Below are 17,200 nucleotides of genomic sequence, written 5' to 3'. Positions count from 1 at the left end.
ACGGGTCTCGTGAGAGTGCCGCGATAGCGAGCGGCGCGAATCGTCGAAGGCGGGGAGAGGAACAAAGTCCGGGGTATAAGCCCCGACTCTAAGGCGCTGGTTTGACGGCGAGCATCCCCGTGGTGCGATCGCGCATGAATGTGAGCAGGCCGTCGGCACCGCCGGTCTTCAGCGGTTCGGCGAAACTGCCGCGCAGGCTCGCCACTTCGCTGACGTTCCCGTTGAGGTAGACGTCCTGGACCCGGTTGCCGGGACCGACCAGAAAATCGACCTGGGAGGTATCGCCATCCTTGTTGGCGACCTCGGTCTGGACGACGCGGTTGGGGCCGCGCACCTCGCTCTGCGGCTTCACCGAAAACTTGCCGCCCGCCGCTTGCGCGAGCCGTGTCGCGTAGGTTGCGGTGAAGTATCGGCCGAAGGCCTCGGTCAGGGCGCCCTGCTGCTCCGGCGTGAAGGTCTTCCACTTCGGTCCGGCGGCAAGACGGATCATGGCCGGGAAATCGAAGGTCTCGCTGAGGGTAGGACCGATGTTGGCCGCACGGGCGCCGACGTCCTTCGGCGCCTCCTTCAGGGCGATCTCGAAGGTCGTGTAGACCTTGCTGATCGAGTCCACCGCGGCATCGTCCGCCGCGCGTGCGACCGGGCTGAGCTGCAGCAGGCCCGCCAAGAGGCCCGCGAGAACGACGCGATTCAGGCGCACTTCTTGAGATCTCCCAGATCGGCGTCGGCGCGGGCGCGAGTGCCGAAGTCATTGGCGAGCACCGGGACGAGCAGGTCGTGGCGCAGGGTCGGCTCACTCCGCGCCTCCACAGTCACCGGCTCGACGGCTTGGGTCCCCTCCAGCGCATGCCAGGCGAAGAGGCCGGGAACGCCCACCAGGAGATCGGCGAGACGCTTCACGAGCGAGAGCGCCAGGGCCGCCTCGGCGGGGATGCCGAAGATGGCGCAGAGCGCGATGAGACCGCCCTCCTGGGCACCGAGGGCGCCCGGAACCGCGAAGGCCGCACCGCGCACCGCCTGAGCGAGGCTCTCGATCACCACCGCCTCGACGACGCTGACGGGGTAGCCCATGAAGTGCAGGGCGACGTAGACCTCGACCGTGCCGATGAACCAGCCGATCAGATGGATACCCAGGCCACCGGCGACGCGGCCACGGTTGCCGTACAAGCGCTTCAAGCTGTCGTAGAGGACATCGATGGCGCCGAGGGCTCGCCATTCACGAGAGCCGGCAAAGCGGCTGATCAGGGCCTGGATGACCTTGTGGCCGCTCCGGCGCTGGATCAGGTAGAAAGCGCCAAGGGCAGGCGCCGCGAGGGCGAGGCCGCCCGCGACCGTCCGGACGATCGGTCCATCGCCGGCGATCCAGACGAGGAGCAGGACGCCCGCGACGGTGAACAGGAACTGGGTGACCGCCTGGGTCATCAGGTCGACGAACATGCTGGCGCCGGCAATGCCGCCCGGCACGCCACGCTTGGTCAGGAGGCGGGCCCCGACGAAGTCACCGCCGACCTGCGCTACGGGAAGGAGCGTGTTGATGCCCTCGCGCACGAAACGAAGGGTCATGCAGTCCCACAGGGTGGGACGCGCCGCTGCCGGAAAGATCACGAACCAGCCGAGACCGGCCCAGGCCACCGCGAAGGCGCGCGCGACGACCACGATCAGGGCACCCCAGCCGGCGCTGACGACAGCAGCCGCGACGTCTTCCAGTCCCGAGGACAGGAACAGGCCGACGACCGTGCAGAGACCGGCGATTAGGGCCAATGTCGTGAGACGTTTCATGGGCCCCTTTCGGCCAGCAGCACAGCGGGTCGCAGCTTAGATCCGCCGTGTTTCCGACCGGAAAAAACCGTCGGAAACGGTGAACGTCTCCGGAAGTTGCAGCTTTGGGAACCGTTGTCTATCACCCCGGAGACACAGTCAGAACCAAAGCGGCACAGGGCGGAAGGCCCGAGAATCAGCCGTCGGGGCGGACAGGGAACGGAATTCGATGGACCGCGAATCACACATCACGGCTGGTGAGGTCGTGCACGACGACGCACAGGCGGAGCGTTACGCCGGAAGCGCCTACGGAGCGACCCGCGATCCCGCGCCGAGCTCGCCTGTCATGGCCTGGAACGAGTGGGACCCATTGGAGGAGGTCATCGTCGGAAGTCTTGACGGTGCGACCATTCCGACACACCACCTGACAGTCATCTTCAACCTTCCGCGAGCCGCCCAGCCCTTCTATCGCTTCGCGTCCGGTTTCCGGTACCCGAAGTTCATGAAGAAGCTCGCTCAGAAGGAGCTCGACAACTTCATCTCGATCCTGGCCGGCGAAGGCGTGAAGATCCGTCGCCCCGACTCCCTCGACTTCTCCCGGAAGTACAAGGCCCCGCGCTGGTCCTCCCGCGGCTTCTGCGTCGCCTGCCCACGCGATCCGTACCTGGTGATCGGCGACGAGATCATCGAGAGCCCGATGTGCTGGCGCTCGCGGTACTTCGAGGGTGATGCCTACCGTTCGCTGTTCAAGGAATACTTCCGGAACGGCGCGCGCTGGACGTCGGCCCCCCGCCCCCAGCTTACGGACGAGCTCTACAACTACGACTACCGGGTGCCGAACCTGAAGGCCGGCGAGCCGATGCAGTTCACCGTCAACGAGTTCGAGCCGGTCTTCGACGCCGCCGATTTCGTGCGCTGCGGGCGCGACATCTTCGTGACGCGCTCCAACGTCACCAACCTGATGGGCATCGAGTGGCTGCGCCGCCACCTCGGCTCCGGCTTCCGGGTTCATGAGATCGAGAGCCGCTGCCCGCAGCCGATGCACATCGACTCGTCGTTCATGCCGCTCGCGCCCGGCAAGGTGCTGGTCAACCCGGACTACATCGACGTCGAGAAGCTGCCCGCCGTCCTGAAGAAGTGGGACGTACTGATCGCGCCGCGCCCCGATCCCGTCGAGGGCTTCATGAGCAAGATCTCGATGTGCTCGCCCTGGACCTCGATCAACGTGCTGGCGCTCGACGAGAAGAAGATCGTCGTCGACGCGAGCCAGCCGACGCTGATCAAGGCCCTCAAGGACTGGGGCTTCGATCCGATCCCGGCGCCGTTCCTGTCCTATGGGCCGTTCGGCGGTTCGTTCCACTGCGCCACTCTCGACGTTCGCCGCCGCGGCACGCTCAAGTCCTACTTCTAGGGTCGGGCGCATCGCCGAACGAAGGATGGGGGGCGCAGCGTGCGCCCCCTTTTTTCGTGTCAGCGCGCGACGCCGTAGACCGACGCCGCTGCCGAGACCGGCGCGGTGACGGTTGAGAAGACGGAGAGGACCTTCTGGACTTCGGTGAAGGGGGCGTTGGAGACGTAGACGAGGTCGCGGTTGCGCATGCGGAAGGCCTGGGTGAGGAACAGGCTGTTGGGGTCGCGCATGTTGATCCGGTAGACCACCGGCACCAGGGGGGTGCCCAGCAGCGGGCTGCCCGGCTTCAGGCGGCGCACCACCGCGGCCGGCTCGAAGCGGAAGATGAAGGTGCCCGAGGGATCGGCCTGGAAGTCGGACAGGCCGCGCGCCTTGGCGAGCGCCTGGGCGAGGGTGATGCCCTCGGCCTGGAACGGGATCTCGGTGGCGTTGCCCAGCGCGCCCACCGCCAGGAAGGTCTGGGGATCGCGCACCAGGGTCAGGGTGTCGCCCGGGCGCAGGAAGATGTTCTCGGCCGGGTTCGACACCACCGTGGTCAGCGGCACCGTGGCGGTCTGCGGGCCGCGCGAGAGCCGCACGAAGGTCTCGTTGACCGGCGCGCGCACGCCCCCGGCGGTGGCGACCACGTCGAGCAGGCGGTCGCCCTTGCCCGAGAGCGGCACCCGGGCCCCGGCCACGACCTCGCCGGTGACGGTCACGGTCTGGGACACCGCCTTGGTCACCGAAACCAGCACCTGGGGCTGGATCGCCTTGCCGGCGAGCTCGGTCTCGATCAGGGCCTGCACGTCCTGGGGCCGGCGCCCGGCCACCTGGATGCGCCCGGCATAGGGCACGCTGATGGCCCCGTCGCGGGGCACCACCTGCTCGGGGATGAGGGCGGACTTGGAGCCGGCCGAGAAGCGGTCGGCCACCAGCGGGCCGGAGAACAGACCGCCCGAGCCCGCCTCCCAGACCGAGACGGCCACGTAGTCGCCGACCCCGATCACGGGCTCGAGGGAGGGACGCCGGTCCCCGAAGGAGGCCAGCAGGCTGTCCAGCGCACGCCCGCGCAGCGCCTCGATCGTGGCCGCCGACAGGTCCACGATCTCGTAGCGGGCAAACGTCCCCTCGCTCGTGGACACGTCCGCCCCATCCACAACCGCACCCGTCGTCGGTCCGGCCGCAGGAAGGAGTGAGGTACAGCCCGACACGAGGCAGGCCGTCAGGGCGGCCAGGGACGCCTTACGAAGCATTGTTACTCTCCTGACCGGACCGCGCACAGGTGCGGTCCGGGGACGACGCCCGCTTCATCAACGGCGCACGGGCGACGCCTTCGTGTTCGATGCGCCGGGAGCCCGACGTCGTCCGCGAGGCGACCGGGATCACGGGACAAGCCTCCGAGCGGTGGCCGCGTCGGACGATAGCGGCAAAACGCTGCGATCGGATTAATGGATCGTGCACCCAGCCGGGCTCCGATCGACCGACGCCGGGTTTGGCCGCCTATCGATCAGCAATGCGTCACGAGGGTGGCAAAGCCAAGCTCTCCCCCTCCCCGGAGAGCGCAACGAGCCGACGAAGGTGTCGCCCGAGCTCCGCCGCGGTGAGGTCGCGTCGTGCTCTTTCCTCGTCGGCATCCGGTCCGAACCGGAAGACGGCGTAATCCGTCGCGGTACCGCCGAAGCCGGGCCGGCAATTGGGAAGTGCCGGGGCATGATCGCCGAACACGCAGAGTGTGGCCGACAAGCCTTCCAATCCGGCGAGAAGGGCTTCGACGGCCCGGCCCGTGTTGCGCACATGGGTCAGGTATTGGGCCAGCGGGTCTTCGATACCCGGCAGCCGCCCCGGCTTCCACGGCCCGTGGTTCTCCATCGTGATGCCGTAGAGGAACAGGGGGCCGGTGCGCCCATGGATTTCGGCCAGGACACGTTCGGCCAACGCCGCGTCGCCCACATAGGGTCCTACCCGGGGAGCCCCGGAGAAGTCGTCCTCCATGATCAGGCGATCGAAGCCGAGGCGCGTCACCACCGCAGCGCGGTTGAAGAAGTCGCGGTGGAAGGGGTGCACGAAGACGGTCTCGAACCCGGCATCGCGGGCGCGCAGGGGCAGACTCGTCGGCTCGTGACCGCCATGGGTGAGGTAGGGGTCGAACACGCCGAAGCCGAGATCCTCGGCATCGGAGCCGGTCAGGACCGCGTGCTCGGTTCGCATCGTGTAGGCCCCGTGGGCCGGCACCCGCAAGCGTCCGTGGAGGGTCGCGCGCGCGCGGATGAGGTCCATGAGCGGCAGGGGCTCCCCACCGAGGCGCACCGGATCGAGGAAGGATTCCAGCTGCACCACCGCGATCACGGGTGCGTCGCCCCGTGGGATCGGGGTCGGAAGGGCGGCTCCCCGTTCCGTCCTGCGATGGACGCGCCAGCGCAGCGCGTAGCCGAGCAGGGTGGCCGGCAGTCCGAACCGGGCGATGTCGGCGTCCAGCGCCGGCGCCGGGAACAGTCGCGCGAGGGCCGCGGCGGCTTTCCCCTCCCCCGAGAGGACCACGCTGCTGTACAGCAGGAGCGGGAGGGCCAGGATCGCCAAGATCGCGACGCTCGGCTCGCCCGGCAGGACTGTCGGCTCGATCGCGTACCAGGCCACGACCAGTGCCAGGCCGGCGAGGATCGGCCCGGCCATGCGGGGGTCGGTGAGCGGGCGGGTGTAGTAGAGCTCCGGGTGGCGCGGCACCTGCCGCAGGAGGGCGAAGTCGCTGAACACCAGGGGTTCCCCGATGATGCTGCGCTTGAGCCGGCTGATGACCGTGAGGATCAGGATGGTGAGAATACACGAGAAGCCGGCGAGCCAGGGTCGCCAGGAGAACTGGAACCAGAACGCCGTCACCCATCCGTAGCCCGAGAGGCGGATCGCGAGGTCACGGGGACGCAGGCTCAAGGGTCGTACCTGCCCACCCTCGCGGGCCTCGATGGCGAGCCCGAGCAGCAGGGCGAGTGTCAGGCTGAGGAGGAAGGTCATCGCGGCCGTCAGGGCTTGCGCTCCGGAAATCGCTCGACGCCACGCTTGGCGCGCAGGCGTCGGATGAGGGGGTTCAGCAGAGCGTAGCGGACCCGCATGGTGAGTATCGCCATCGGACTCATGGCGAGACGCGAAGGGCCGGCCGCATCGCGAGCCGCGGTGAGGCGATCGAGGAGTTGCTCCGCCGAGCACGGCTTGAGGGTGACCGGATCGAGGTAGAGCGGGTAAAGCAGAAGGGTGCCGGCCACGAGTTCGTCGAGCGCGAGTCGGCGACCCCGATCCGCGCCAGGGGCCAGATCCTCCGTCAAACCCCAGCCTGCATAGAAGGGGCGCCCGTGGACCGCGACGGAGCGGCCGCGGATCAGCGCCTCGAAGCCGGCTAGCGATGTCATCGTCTCCACGTGGTCGGCCCGGTCGAGCAGATCGACGATGGAGAGCCCACCGACGATACGGTCGGCGAGGGTGAGGGCTTCGGCCTCCGGGATCGCACCGGTCCGGAACCCGGCCTCCACGTCGGGATGCGGCTTGTAGAGGAGGAAGGCATCCGGATTCCGGGCGCGGGCGGCCCGCAGCAGATCGCGGTTCGATCGTACCACCGGCGAGCCGTGCATCACCGAGGCGTCGTCCTCGACCTGACCAGGGACGAGCACGATCCGACGATCCCGGGGCCAATCGCCCGACGCGTCGGTGAGGCCGACATTGTACTTCGTCAGGCGGCGGGCGATCACGAGGTCGCGCAGGGCCTTCGCGCGCGCGACCAGTTCCGGCGGGAAGGTCGACGTGCGCAGGAGAAACGCGAGCCGGCTCTCCGTCCGCGGATCATAGTAGATCCCGCGATCGTCGACGACGATCGAGGCCCCGGGGGCGAGGCCGGCCCCGAGGCCCACGGAACGCAGGAATCCGTCCTCGATCCGCGCGAGGGGTACGCCCGCTTCGGCGCAGAGTGTTCCCAACCGCTCCGGCATGCGCGTAGCCCAAACTCGAACCTGAGCGCTGTGTTCCTGCGCGGCCGCCACGGCATCCTCCGCCGTCATGGTGTGGATCGGCGCACCCTGCGAACCGACCATGAACGCGTCGAGAACCGGACGCTTCCAGCCGGAGATGCCAACCAGCACCGTCCGGGTCTCGTTCTCGGCGAAGCGGTCGCGCAGCCATGCGACGCGGTCGAGGCAATCTGCGAACCCGATCGGAACCCGTGTCCAGGGGTCGAAGTAGTGGATGCCTTTGCGGTAGCGGAGATCCACGAGTTCGTGCGTCGTTGGAGGAGCGGAGGCGTCACCCGGGCGGACGACGTCGCACCCGGCAAGGCGCGCCTCACAGGCCGTCGCCCAATCGTCTATGAAGACCCGGCGAACCCGCTCGAACAGCACCCAGGGATCGACCGGGAACGGCAGAACCCGCATTCGCGGCGACGGGCTTGGCGACAGGCTCCCGCAACCGCCCGAGCCGGCGACGAGAAACGTACCGTCCGGGTCGGCGGCGAGCACACGCAGCACGAATGCGCGAAGGTGGGCCGTGGAGCGGGCCACGTCACCCTCAGCAAGGATGAGGGACGCACCGGCGAAGCCGGACAACACCTCCGAGATGGCGCCGGCGGTCCGGTGGGAGAACTGATTCCGCCCGAAAGTCCGCGCACGTACCAGCGCCTGGACATCGATCTGCGGCCCCTCGGCAGAGCGCCCGGCGCAGGCGATGCGCAGGCTCGCCATCCCCGTGCCGGGGGTATCGTACGGAGACAGCAAGGGACCGGGCCCTACGATCACCGGGCGTGTCAATCGATCAGCAATTCCGCGGAGGACACCCGAATCCCACACCACGGGTGCCAGCCCCGGACGCCAGCGCGCGGCGAAGGGGACATCGAGCGCGCCCGAGATCTCGGATCGCAGCGCGCGAACGCGCCTGCCTGTGGATAACAGGGATGACGGCAGGGTCGGGGGCATGCTCACTTTCGAACCGGCGTAACCGGCCGCTGCCTTAGCACCTTCGGGCGCCCAAGGGGCATGGGTCGCGGGAGATCGTGGACCTGAGCCGGGCATCCGCAGCCTGTCAGGCGTTGCTGTGGGGGCACAGACCTCAGGAAATCGCCGTCGGCCCTACGAGCGCCCAATTGCTGGGATGGGAGTCCCGTGCGACGGATTTGGCCGTCCAGGGTCGCCCGCATGAACGGGCGCAGGAGCAGGCGTCGGAGAGAATGCTTCAGCCCCGCGCAGACATGCAACGCGACGGACAGGCGACGTTCCTCTTCCTCCAGGGACTCGCATCCCCATTCTTCGCAGACCTGGGCCGCGCCCTCGAGGCGCGCGGTCATCGGGTCCGGCGGATCAATTTCTCGTCCGGCGACTGGCTGTTCTGGCGCCTCCCCTCGGACAATTACCGGGGCCGCTTCGACAAGTGGGGCGCCTACGTCGCGGATTACGTTCGCACGCACGGCGTGACCGACATCGTCCTCTTCGGCGACTGCCGGCCCTACCATGTCGCCGCCACGGCTGCCGCCCAGCCCTTCGGCGTCCGATTCCACGTTTTCGAAGAGGGCTATCTCCGGCCGAACTGGATCACCTGCGAGCTTGGGGGCGTGAACGGCAACTCGGCACTTCCGAAGACGGCGGATGAGATCCGCGCCGCGGCGCGGCGCCTGCCACAGCCCGGCCGCGCGATGCCGTCGAGCGGTGACATGGCCAGGCGCAGCCTCTGGGACGTCGCCTACAACATCGCGAATTTCGGTTTCCCGTACTTCTTTCCGCATTTTCGCAGCCACCGGCCGCATCACATCACGGTGGAATATGCCGGCTGGATCAAGAAGTTCGCCCGCCGCGCCCATACGCGGCGCGAGGCGGCACGGCTGAACGAGGCCTACACCGCGATCGGGGTCGATTACTTCCTGCTGCCGCTCCAGCTCGATAGCGACTACCAGATCCGCGTCCATTCCCCCTTCCTGGGGGTCGAAGGCTTCATGGATCGGACCATCGCGTCCTTCGCGGCCCATTCTCCCGCGCCGACCCGTCTGCTGATCAAGCTGCATCCCCTCGACAGCGGCCTGATCAACTGGCGCAAGTACGCCCGCCATTCGGCCCGTCGGCATGGGGTCAACGACCGCCTGGACATCATCGACGGCGGCGACCTGCCCAGCTTGATCGCCGGCAGCCGCGGCGTCGTCCTGATCAACAGCACTGTCGGAATGCTGTCGCTCGAACTCGGGCGACCCACCTGCGCCGCCGGCAACGCGATCTACAACTTTCCGGGACTCACCCATCAGGGCGGGGTCGACTCGTTCTGGACGGCACCGAGCCCGCCCGATGGTGCGTTGATGGCGGATTTCCGACGCGTCGTGCTGCACCGCTCGCAGATCAATGGCGGCTTCTTCTCCCGTGCAGCCATCGAGCGGGCGATCGCCGGGACCATCCCGCGACTGGAGGCGGCGCTGCCACCGGCGGCCTTGGCCGCGGCCCGGGCGATCCGGGCGGAGGACACCGAGCCCCAGGAACTGGCGCCGGTCTATTGATCCGGTCCGGCCGGCCGCGCTAGCAGTCCCGATGCCTGTCATTCTGATCACCGGAGCGTCGAGCGGCATCGGCGCCGCCCTCGCCCGTCACTATGCCGGGGCCGGAACGACGCTGATTCTCCAGGGTCGGGACCGGACCCGCCTGGATGCGATCGCCGAAGCGTGCCGTGCGAAGGGGGCCACCGTCGAGACCCAACGCCTCGACATCCGCGAGCGGGCGGCCGTCGCTGACTGGCTCCAGGGCGCTGACCGTGCCCGTCCCCTCGACCTCGTCATCGTCAATGCAGCGATCAACGGCGGTGATCCCGGCGGGGACGTGGAGACCGAGGCCATGGCGTTCGAGACCGTGGAGGTGAACCTCCTCGGCGCCCTGAACGTCACACTGCCCTGCGTGACCCTGATGCGCGCCCGCGGCCGTGGTCAGATCGCCCTGGTCTCGTCCCTCGCGGCCTTCGCGCCCCTCCCCGACGCACCCTCCTACAGCGGCACCAAGGCGGCGCTGCTCGCGCACGGCCTTGCCCTCCGGGAAAAGCTGAAGCCGCACGGCGTGCGCATCAACGTCGTCACCCCCGGCTACGTGAAGACCGCGATGGGCGGGGAGTACCAGGGCTGGCGGCCGCTCGAGATCAGCGCCGAGGACGCGGCGCGTCGGATCGCGCGCGGTTTGGAGAAGAACCGAGACATCGTCGCCTTCCCATGGCTCCTCGCGGCTGGTGCGCGTGGCGCGGCGCTGCTGCCGGAATTTCTGCGGCGCCTCGGCATGAGCGGCTTCAAGTTCAAGATCCGGGTCGGCCGGTGACCCGACCCCGGATCGCCCTGTTCGTGCTGGAGGCCCTGCCGAACGCCCGGGCGGTGCGCCGCTTCGTCGTCGACCACGCGGCGGACATCGCCTTCGTCGGTCTGTCGAACGCTGAACGCCCGAGTTCGGGCGGCCTCGTCGGACAGGTTCGGCGCCACCTCGCGCGCTCCGGGCCAGCGATCCTGCCCTATCTCGGCGTCAATTTCGGTTTGCCGGATCTCCTCGCGCCGCTCTCGCCGCTGTCACGCCGGCTGACGGGAGCCGGTAAGTCTGCCAGCGCTACGCCGCTGAGGGCGCTCTGTCGCGGCCTCGGCATTCCGACCCTCAAGGTCGACGACGTCAACGGTCCGGCGGTGGCGCAAGCCTTCGATCGGTACGCGCCCGACCTCATCGTCACCTTCCATTTCGACCAGATTCTCTCGGGGCCGACCCTGACCCGTGCGCCCTTCGGTGGCCTCAACGTCCATCCAGGCCTGCTGCCGCGTCATCGCGGGCCGGTACCGACGATCCACGCACTTGCGGAGGCGGCGCCGGAATTCGGCGTGACGATCCATCGCCTCGCCGTGACGATCGACGCCGGTGCGATCCTCGCGCAGGAGGCGGTGCCCCTCCCGGAGGATACAACCGCGACCCGTGCCTCGGTGATCCTGCACGAGCACGGGCGGGTCCTGCTCGACCGGGCGCTCGCGGACCTCGCGGACGGACGGCTTCCCGCCGGAACGATCGCGCCGATCCTGCCCTATTGTCCGTTCCCCGACCGGGGCCTGCTCAAGGACCTGCGTCGCCGGGGCCGCAAGCTCATGGATGGGCGGGACCTGAAGGACGCCCTGGAGCTGAGCGCCCGGGCCTGAGCCGGCGCCCGCCTCCTGCGAAGCGGTCGCCGGACCGTCGGCTTAGCGCGAAAACTTCTTGTACTTGATCTTCTTCGGCATCAGCGAATCGGCGCCGAGGCGACGCTTCTTATCCTCCTCATAATCCGAGAAGTTGCCCTCGAACCACTCGACGTGGCTCTCACCCTCGAAGGCGAGGATGTGAGTGGCGATGCGGTTCAGGAACCAGCGATCGTGGCTGATGATGACGGCGCAGCCGGCATAATCCTCCAGCGCCTCTTCGAGCGCCCGCAGGGTCTCCATGTCGAGGTCGTTGGTGGGCTCGTCGAGCAACAGCACGTTGGCACCGCCCTTCAGCGTGCGGGCGAGGTGGACGCGGTTGCGCTCACCGCCCGAGAGGGTACCGACCTTCTTCTGCTGATCCGAGCCCTTGAACGCGAAGGCGGCGCAATAGGCGCGGGAATTGATCTCGCGCTTGTTGAAATAGATGATGTCGTTGCCGCCGGAGACCTCCTGCCAGACGGTGGCATTCGGGTCGAGGGCGTCGCGCGACTGGTCGACGTAGCCGAGATGGACGGTCTCGCCGACGGAGATGGTGCCGCCGTCCGGCTTCTCCGCACCCGTAATCATCTTGAAGAGGGTCGTCTTGCCGGCGCCGTTCGGACCGATCACGCCGACGATGCCGCCGGGCGGCAGCTTGAACGACAGGTCCTCGATCAGGAGCCGATCGCCGAACGCCTTGTTGAGGTGCTCGAACTCGATGACGTTGTTGCCGAGCCGTTCGTCGATCGGGATGACGATCTGCGCCGAGGCGTCGATCTTGTCCTGCGACTTGGCCACCAGCTCCTCGTAGCGGGTGATGCGGGCCTTCGACTTCGACTGGCGGGCCTTCGGCGAGGCGGCGATCCACTCCTGCTCGCGGTTGATCGCGCGCTGGCGGGCCATGTCCTCGCGGCCCTCCTGGGCGAGGCGCTTCTGCTTCTGCACCAGCCAGGCCGAGTAGTTGCCCTCGTAGGGATAGCCGCGGGTCCGGTCGAGCTCAAGGATCCAGCCGGTGACGTTGTCGAGGAAGTAGCGATCGTGGGTCACGATCAGGATGGCACCCGGGTACTGGCGCAGGTGGCCTTCGAGCCAGTTCACCGTCTCGGCGTCGAGGTGGTTGGTCGGCTCGTCGAGGAGCAGCAGTTCGGGCTCCCAGAGCAACAGCTTGCAGAGGGCCACGCGACGGCGCTCGCCGCCCGACAGGGTCGCGACCGGCTGCTCGTCGCTCGGGCAGCCGAGCGCCTCCATCGCCTGATCGACCTTGGAATCGAGCTCCCAGAGGTTGGCCGCCTCGATCCGGTCCTGGAGTGCGGTCATCTCGTCCGCCGTCTCCTCGGAATAGTTCATGGCGAGTTCGTTGTAGCGGTCGAGCAGCGCCTGCTTCTCGGCGACGCCCTCCATGACGTTCTCGCGCACGGACTTGTTCGGATCGAGCTGGGGCTCCTGCGGCAGGTAGCCGACCCGGGCGCCCTGGGCGACGAAGCCTTCGCCGGTCCAGTCCTTGTCGATACCCGCCATGATCTTGAGCAGGGTCGACTTGCCCGATCCGTTGATGCCGAGAACGCCGATCTTGGCGTCCGGGTAGAAGGACAGGTTGATGTTATCGAGGACTTTCTTGCCACCCGAATAGGTCTTGGTCAGACCCTTCATGTGGTAGATGAATTCGCGCGCCATGGTGGTATCCCTGTCGTGTCGGCGGTCCGGCGCGCCTTGCGCCTCGACCGTCGGAATCAGCGAGTGCGTTGTTGCGCGGCTGCGTTCGGTCGAGCCGACCGGCGTGCCGCGCGGAAAGCGCCGACGCGGTCGGACCTCGGGCGCTCGCCGTCGTCGAACCGCTTCGCGTGAGAGTGTTGCGCCGGAGTATCAGGGCGGCGACCGACCGGCAAGAACTGGGACGGCGAAGAAGGACCAAGCCACCGAAGAAGGAGCCGGACGCGAGCCTCAGGCGAAGGGGTTCTTCACCGTGTCGGCCGGCCGCGTTTCGTCCGCGACCCGTTCGGGCAAAGGCTCGGCTTCCAGGAAGCTCACGATGGCGGCAAGTGCCGCGGCGAGGGCCCGGGCCCGCTCCAGCCCTTCCGCATCCCGCCCCAGGTCGAGGCTGCCATGGAGAGCGATCCGATCGCGGCCGTTTTCGAGCGAAAGACCGCCGATCGTCTGAACGGCCGCATCGTCCGCGAAGGGCGTGAACCGACCTGGACCTTCCTCGGACGGCAGCTCCGGCGTCGCCTCGGGGTGTTTCGGTGCCCTCCGCCTCGGCATCGGGATCTCCCTTCAGAAGATGGCGCGCATCAGGTCGCGCCAGAGACGCCGCAGGGCGCGATGAAGCTGATCCTTCGCCCAGGATTCGAACGATTCCGGCTCGGGCGCCCGGCGGCGCGGCCGCGCGTCGCCGTCGGGCTCGCCCCGGGAATAAGTCCGCGGCTCCGGCAGTTCCATGGCCCGTGCCTTGGCTTCGGGCGGAAGCATCGGAAAGACGTCGAACCCCGAAACCTCGCGCAGAGTGTCGAGGGAAACGGCCTGCCAGAGCGGATCGTCCTGATTCGGCACCAGATAGGCACCCGCTTCTCCTGTCGCAGGATCGTAGAGAGCCTTGAAGAGCTGCGTCGGCACCAGGACGCGCCCATTGATCGCCTGGATCGCGTCGCCGGCATAGATCGGCCCTGTCACGACGTAGAGCGTGCCGCGTCGGGTCGCGAGACGCCGGACACTCTCCTCGATCGCCGCCCAGAGCCCGCGATTGAGGGCGCGGTCCTGCGGCACGATGTTGGCGAGGCTGAAGGACTGCGCTTGGGCCGTCGCGGTCGGCATGTCGCCAGCGGGAGCCATGTGGCCGCGATCGTAGCCGCTACGGACATAATCATCGAGCCGCGCCCGGTCGGCCGCCGGCACCGCGTCCTCGTCGTGGAAGGCGTCGAGGCGGTCGACCCGGCGAGCCGCCGCGACGCTGTCCCGCGTCAGGCGCTCGGCAGCGTAGAGCGGCGTCCGCGAGACCCCGGAATGGAGCACCGCGAAGGCCTCGAAGCACAGCGGCACGGTGTGCGCGGTAAGCTTCGGGTTGACGATCTCCGGCCGGTGCCCATCCGCGAACGCATTGATGCAGGTCTCGGCCGAGGCTGCTGCCGGCACGACGCAGAGCCACACTGCCAGCAGCAGGTGCCGCGGACCAACCATCAAGCGCGCCGCCTCAGAAGCATACGCGGACCTTGCGAGTCCCCTGCGGCGTCACCCGTGCGCGATAGCCGCAGGGCCGGCCAAGGGTACCCTCGAAGGGACGCACATCGCGATCGGGCGGACCCGGGCTTGCCTGAACCCCACAAGTACCGGGCGTCTCGCACGGGAACGTGAAGGGCTCGACCGGCGCATGGCGGCGGACGAGCGACGGGTCGGCGCCGCCGCCTGCCGCCCAGGCGGAGCCGCTCGCGAGAACCGAGACCGACGCGAGGCCGGCGAGGAAGCGGATGAGCGACATGACCTGCCTCGATGCGGGGTCGGCGAACGGGAAAAGACGGCCGTACCGTTGATCGGAACGAGCAGTGCGATTACCTGCCGGAGTTCAGGCGTCGGCGCCAGCATCTCCACAGTCACGGCTCGGCGACGGATTGCGCTCCCGCGTACCGGATTTCGGAATGGTATTGCAGGCCGCGCGCGGCCTGTGGGAAAGCGCAGACGCCCCCTGGCGTGGCAAAGCTGCGTAATGACGTTATAAGTGCGATCGAAGGGCCCCGGTTTCGTCTTGGGGCGCGCATCGTTCGAGGGTCGGTCCGCGCAGAGCGCTCGCGGTGGGCCGGATCGGGCGGGTGCCATCAAACGAACGGGTGTGGATTCAGTGTCACGGCAAGAAACCTCGCAAGAGACGACCTCCAAAGATCAGGGTTCGGTGACCGCGTCGGAGGCGACGGCGATCCTGGACGGTCTGGCGGAGCCTTCGGCGCTGCGTCTGCTGCCGGAGAGCGCGCTTCAGGCGGTGGCGGACGCGGTGCGCACCGAGATGATCGACGCGGTCTCGGTGACGGGCGGGCATCTCGGCTCGGGTCTGGGCGTGGTCGAGCTGACGGTGGCGCTGCACCACGTGTTCGACACCCCCGACGACCGCATCGTCTGGGACGTCGGGCACCAGGCCTATCCGCACAAGATCCTCACCGGCCGGCGCGACCGCATCCGCACCCTGCGCCAGCCCGGCGGCCTGTCGGGCTTCACCAAGCGCGCGGAGAGCGTCTACGATCCCTTCGGGGCGGCCCATTCCTCCACCTCGATCTCGGCGGCGCTGGGCATGGCCGTGGCGCGCGACCTCGACGAGGCGAGCGCCAAGGCGCAGGGCGCGCCGATCCCGAAGCGGCGCAACATGGTGGCGGTGATCGGCGACGGCTCGATGTCGGCGGGCATGGCCTACGAGGCCATGAACAATGCCGGCGCCCTGCACTCGCGCCTCATCGTCATCCTCAACGACAACGACATGTCGATCGCGCCGCCCGTGGGCGCCATGTCGGCCTACTTCGCGCGCCTGGCCTCGGGCGGCACCTACCAGTCCCTGCGCGAGACCGCCAAGCAGCTGGGCAAGCTCCTGCCCAAGGGCCTCTACCAGCGCGCGGCTGCGGCCGAGGAATACGCCCGCTCCCTGGTGGTGGGCTCGGGCACGATGTTCGAGGAGATGGGCTTCCACTATGTCGGGCCCGTCGACGGGCACAACCTCGACCACCTGCTGCCCGTGCTCAAGAACGTGCGCGACTCCGAGCAGGGGCCGATCCTGCTGCACGTGGTGACCCAGAAGGGCAAGGGCTACGCTCCGGCGGAAGCCTCCGCCGACCGCTACCACGGGGTGGTCAAGTTCGACGTGCTCTCGGGGGTGCAGGCCAAGGCCAAGCCGAACGCGCCGGCCTACACCCGGGTGTTCGGCGAGAGCCTGATCAAGGCGGCGGACGCCGACGACAAGGTGGTGGCGATCACCGCGGCGATGCCGGGGGGCACGGGCATCGACCTGTTCGGCAAGGCGCATCCCGAGCGTACCTTCGATGTCGGCATCGCCGAGCAGCACGCGGTGACCTTCGCGGGCGGGCTGGCGACGGAAGGCTACAAGCCGTTCGTGGCGATCTACTCGACCTTCCTGCAGCGGGCCTACGACCAGGTCGTGCACGACGTGGCCCTGCAGAACCTGCCCGTGCGCTTCTGCATGGACCGGGCCGGGCTGGTGGGGGCGGACGGGGCGACCCATGCGGGCGCCTTCGACCTGGCCTATCTCTGCTGCCTGCCGAACATGACGGTGATGGCGGCCTCCGACGAGGCCGAGCTGGTGCACATGGTGGCCACCGCGCATGCCCACGACACGGGCCCGATCGCCCTGCGCTACCCGCGCGGCGAGGGGGTGGGGGTGGACCTGCCCGAGCGCGGGGTCGCGCTGCCGATCGGCCGGGGCCGGATGGTGCGGGCGCCGGAGGGCGCGCGGGTGGCGCTGCTGTCGCTGGGCACGCGGATGTCGGAGGCGCTGAAGGCGGCCGATGCGCTCGAGGCGGAGGGCATCGCGGTGAGCGTGGCGGATGCGCGCTTTGCCAAGCCGCTGGACGAGGCGCTCATCCTGGATCTCGCCGCGCGCCACGAGGTGCTGGTGACGCTGGAGGAGGGCTCGGTGGGGGGCTTCGGCGCGATGGTGCTGCACCTGCTGGCCGACCGGGGGGCGCTGGATGCGGGCCGGGTCCGGGTGCGCACGCTGACGCTGCCGGACAGCTACCAGGACCACAACACCCCCGACGCCATGTACGCCGAGGCCGGCCTCGACGCCGCCGGCATCCTCAGCACCGTCAAGGCCGCCCTGCCCGAGCGGAAGGCCGGCCAGTCGGGACGTCTGCGCCTCGCCTGAGCCGCCGAACAGGTGTGCGGAGCAT

The 17,200-nt window shown here is 68.6% G+C and carries 14 protein-coding genes; 5 read left to right on the top strand and 9 right to left on the bottom strand.

The features are described from left to right. Positions 1 to 88 precede the first annotated feature (88 nt). Positions 89 to 700 (bottom strand): MlaC/ttg2D family ABC transporter substrate-binding protein, encoded by a 612-nt coding sequence (locus AC1MGR_RS07440; protein WP_480234172.1) that lies wholly within the window; start codon positions 698 to 700, stop codon positions 89 to 91. Continuing rightward, positions 691 to 1,779 (bottom strand): flippase-like domain-containing protein, encoded by a 1,089-nt coding sequence (locus tag AC1MGR_RS07435; RefSeq protein ID WP_480234171.1) that lies wholly within the window; start codon positions 1,777 to 1,779, stop codon positions 691 to 693. The genes AC1MGR_RS07440 and AC1MGR_RS07435 overlap by 10 nt, the downstream gene beginning before the upstream one ends. 208 nt (positions 1,780 to 1,987) lie before the next feature. Between AC1MGR_RS07435 and AC1MGR_RS07430 the strand changes: the two genes are divergently transcribed. Continuing rightward, positions 1,988 to 3,169 (top strand): amidinotransferase domain-containing protein, encoded by a 1,182-nt coding sequence (locus tag AC1MGR_RS07430; RefSeq protein ID WP_108040207.1) that lies wholly within the window; start codon positions 1,988 to 1,990, stop codon positions 3,167 to 3,169. 59 nt (positions 3,170 to 3,228) lie between these two features. On the opposite strand, the gene AC1MGR_RS07425 is transcribed toward AC1MGR_RS07430, so the two are convergent. The 3 genes from AC1MGR_RS07425 to AC1MGR_RS07415 form a co-directional block, all read right to left on the bottom strand. Next, entirely contained in the window at positions 3,229 to 4,401 is a 1,173-nt protein-coding gene (locus AC1MGR_RS07425) for a polysaccharide biosynthesis/export family protein (RefSeq protein WP_480234170.1), read from the bottom strand. A gap of 265 nt (positions 4,402 to 4,666) precedes the next feature. Continuing rightward, positions 4,667 to 6,154, bottom strand: coding sequence for an LTA synthase family protein (locus AC1MGR_RS07420; protein ID WP_480234169.1), 1,488 nt, complete (start codon positions 6,152 to 6,154; stop codon positions 4,667 to 4,669). An 8-nt stretch (positions 6,155 to 6,162) separates the two neighbouring features. Next, positions 6,163 to 7,896 carry a capsular polysaccharide export protein, LipB/KpsS family gene (locus AC1MGR_RS07415; RefSeq protein ID WP_480234168.1) on the bottom strand — a complete coding sequence of 578 codons (1,734 nt, stop codon included), beginning with the start codon at positions 7,894 to 7,896 and terminating at the stop codon, positions 6,163 to 6,165. Between the two features lie 449 nt (positions 7,897 to 8,345). On the opposite strand from AC1MGR_RS07415, the gene AC1MGR_RS07410 reads away from it, so the two are divergent. From AC1MGR_RS07410 to AC1MGR_RS07400, 3 genes are read left to right on the top strand one after another with little or no spacing between them, the layout of a single operon-like run. Further along, positions 8,346 to 9,653 (top strand): capsule biosynthesis protein, encoded by a 1,308-nt coding sequence (locus AC1MGR_RS07410; protein WP_480234167.1) that lies wholly within the window; start codon positions 8,346 to 8,348, stop codon positions 9,651 to 9,653. A 31-nt stretch (positions 9,654 to 9,684) separates the two neighbouring features. Next, on the top strand, positions 9,685 to 10,452 hold the full coding sequence (locus AC1MGR_RS07405; RefSeq protein ID WP_108040893.1) for an SDR family NAD(P)-dependent oxidoreductase: 768 nt from the start codon (positions 9,685 to 9,687) through the stop codon (positions 10,450 to 10,452). Further along, positions 10,449 to 11,303 carry a methionyl-tRNA formyltransferase gene (locus AC1MGR_RS07400; RefSeq protein ID WP_480234166.1) on the top strand — a complete coding sequence of 285 codons (855 nt, stop codon included), beginning with the start codon at positions 10,449 to 10,451 and terminating at the stop codon, positions 11,301 to 11,303. Before AC1MGR_RS07405 ends, AC1MGR_RS07400 begins: the two co-directional genes overlap by 4 nt. Before the next feature lie 42 nt (positions 11,304 to 11,345). Here AC1MGR_RS07400 and ettA read toward each other — a convergent pair whose 3' ends face one another. The 4 genes from ettA to AC1MGR_RS07380 form a co-directional block, all read right to left on the bottom strand. Next, positions 11,346 to 12,998: an energy-dependent translational throttle protein EttA gene (gene ettA, locus AC1MGR_RS07395; protein WP_108040895.1), complete on the bottom strand. Its 1,653-nt coding sequence runs from the start codon at positions 12,996 to 12,998 to the stop codon at positions 11,346 to 11,348. A 267-nt stretch (positions 12,999 to 13,265) separates the two neighbouring features. Further along, positions 13,266 to 13,583 (bottom strand): hypothetical protein, encoded by a 318-nt coding sequence (locus AC1MGR_RS07390; protein ID WP_480234165.1) that lies wholly within the window; start codon positions 13,581 to 13,583, stop codon positions 13,266 to 13,268. A 12-nt stretch (positions 13,584 to 13,595) separates the two neighbouring features. After that, entirely contained in the window at positions 13,596 to 14,495 is a 900-nt protein-coding gene (locus AC1MGR_RS07385; protein ID WP_480234742.1) for a DNA/RNA non-specific endonuclease, read from the bottom strand. A 13-nt stretch (positions 14,496 to 14,508) separates the two neighbouring features. Continuing rightward, entirely contained in the window at positions 14,509 to 14,793 is a 285-nt protein-coding gene (locus AC1MGR_RS07380; protein WP_480234164.1) for a hypothetical protein, read from the bottom strand. Positions 14,794 to 15,201: 408 nt separating this feature from the next. Between AC1MGR_RS07380 and dxs the strand changes: the two genes are divergently transcribed. Next, entirely contained in the window at positions 15,202 to 17,175 is a 1,974-nt protein-coding gene (gene dxs, locus AC1MGR_RS07375; protein ID WP_480234163.1) for a 1-deoxy-D-xylulose-5-phosphate synthase, read from the top strand. The last annotated feature ends 25 nt before the right edge of the window (positions 17,176 to 17,200 follow it).

It is taken from the genome of Methylobacterium sp. BI1 (assembly GCF_056680125.1).
The sequence above is the reverse complement of the archived record's forward strand: the minus strand, read 5'-3'. Positions and strand labels throughout refer to the sequence as shown.

Excerpts from the sequence above, each read along its gene's own strand:
- AC1MGR_RS07435 (WP_480234171.1), bottom strand. The coding sequence starts at position 1,779 with ATGAAACGTCTCACGACATTGGCCCTAATCGCCGGTCTCTGCACGGTC.
- AC1MGR_RS07430 (WP_108040207.1), top strand. The coding sequence starts at position 1,988 with ATGGACCGCGAATCACACATCACGGCTGGTGAGGTCGTGCACGACGAC.
- AC1MGR_RS07425 (WP_480234170.1), bottom strand. The coding sequence starts at position 4,401 with ATGCTTCGTAAGGCGTCCCTGGCCGCCCTGACGGCCTGCCTCGTGTCG.
- AC1MGR_RS07420 (WP_480234169.1), bottom strand. The coding sequence starts at position 6,154 with ATGACCTTCCTCCTCAGCCTGACACTCGCCCTGCTGCTCGGGCTCGCC.
- AC1MGR_RS07410 (WP_480234167.1), top strand. The coding sequence starts at position 8,346 with ATGCTTCAGCCCCGCGCAGACATGCAACGCGACGGACAGGCGACGTTC.
- AC1MGR_RS07405 (WP_108040893.1), top strand. The coding sequence starts at position 9,685 with ATGCCTGTCATTCTGATCACCGGAGCGTCGAGCGGCATCGGCGCCGCC.
- ettA (WP_108040895.1), bottom strand. The coding sequence starts at position 12,998 with ATGGCGCGCGAATTCATCTACCACATGAAGGGTCTGACCAAGACCTAT.
- AC1MGR_RS07390 (WP_480234165.1), bottom strand. The coding sequence starts at position 13,583 with ATGCCGAGGCGGAGGGCACCGAAACACCCCGAGGCGACGCCGGAGCTG.
- AC1MGR_RS07385 (WP_480234742.1), bottom strand. The coding sequence starts at position 14,495 with ATGGTTGGTCCGCGGCACCTGCTGCTGGCAGTGTGGCTCTGCGTCGTG.
- AC1MGR_RS07380 (WP_480234164.1), bottom strand. The coding sequence starts at position 14,793 with ATGTCGCTCATCCGCTTCCTCGCCGGCCTCGCGTCGGTCTCGGTTCTC.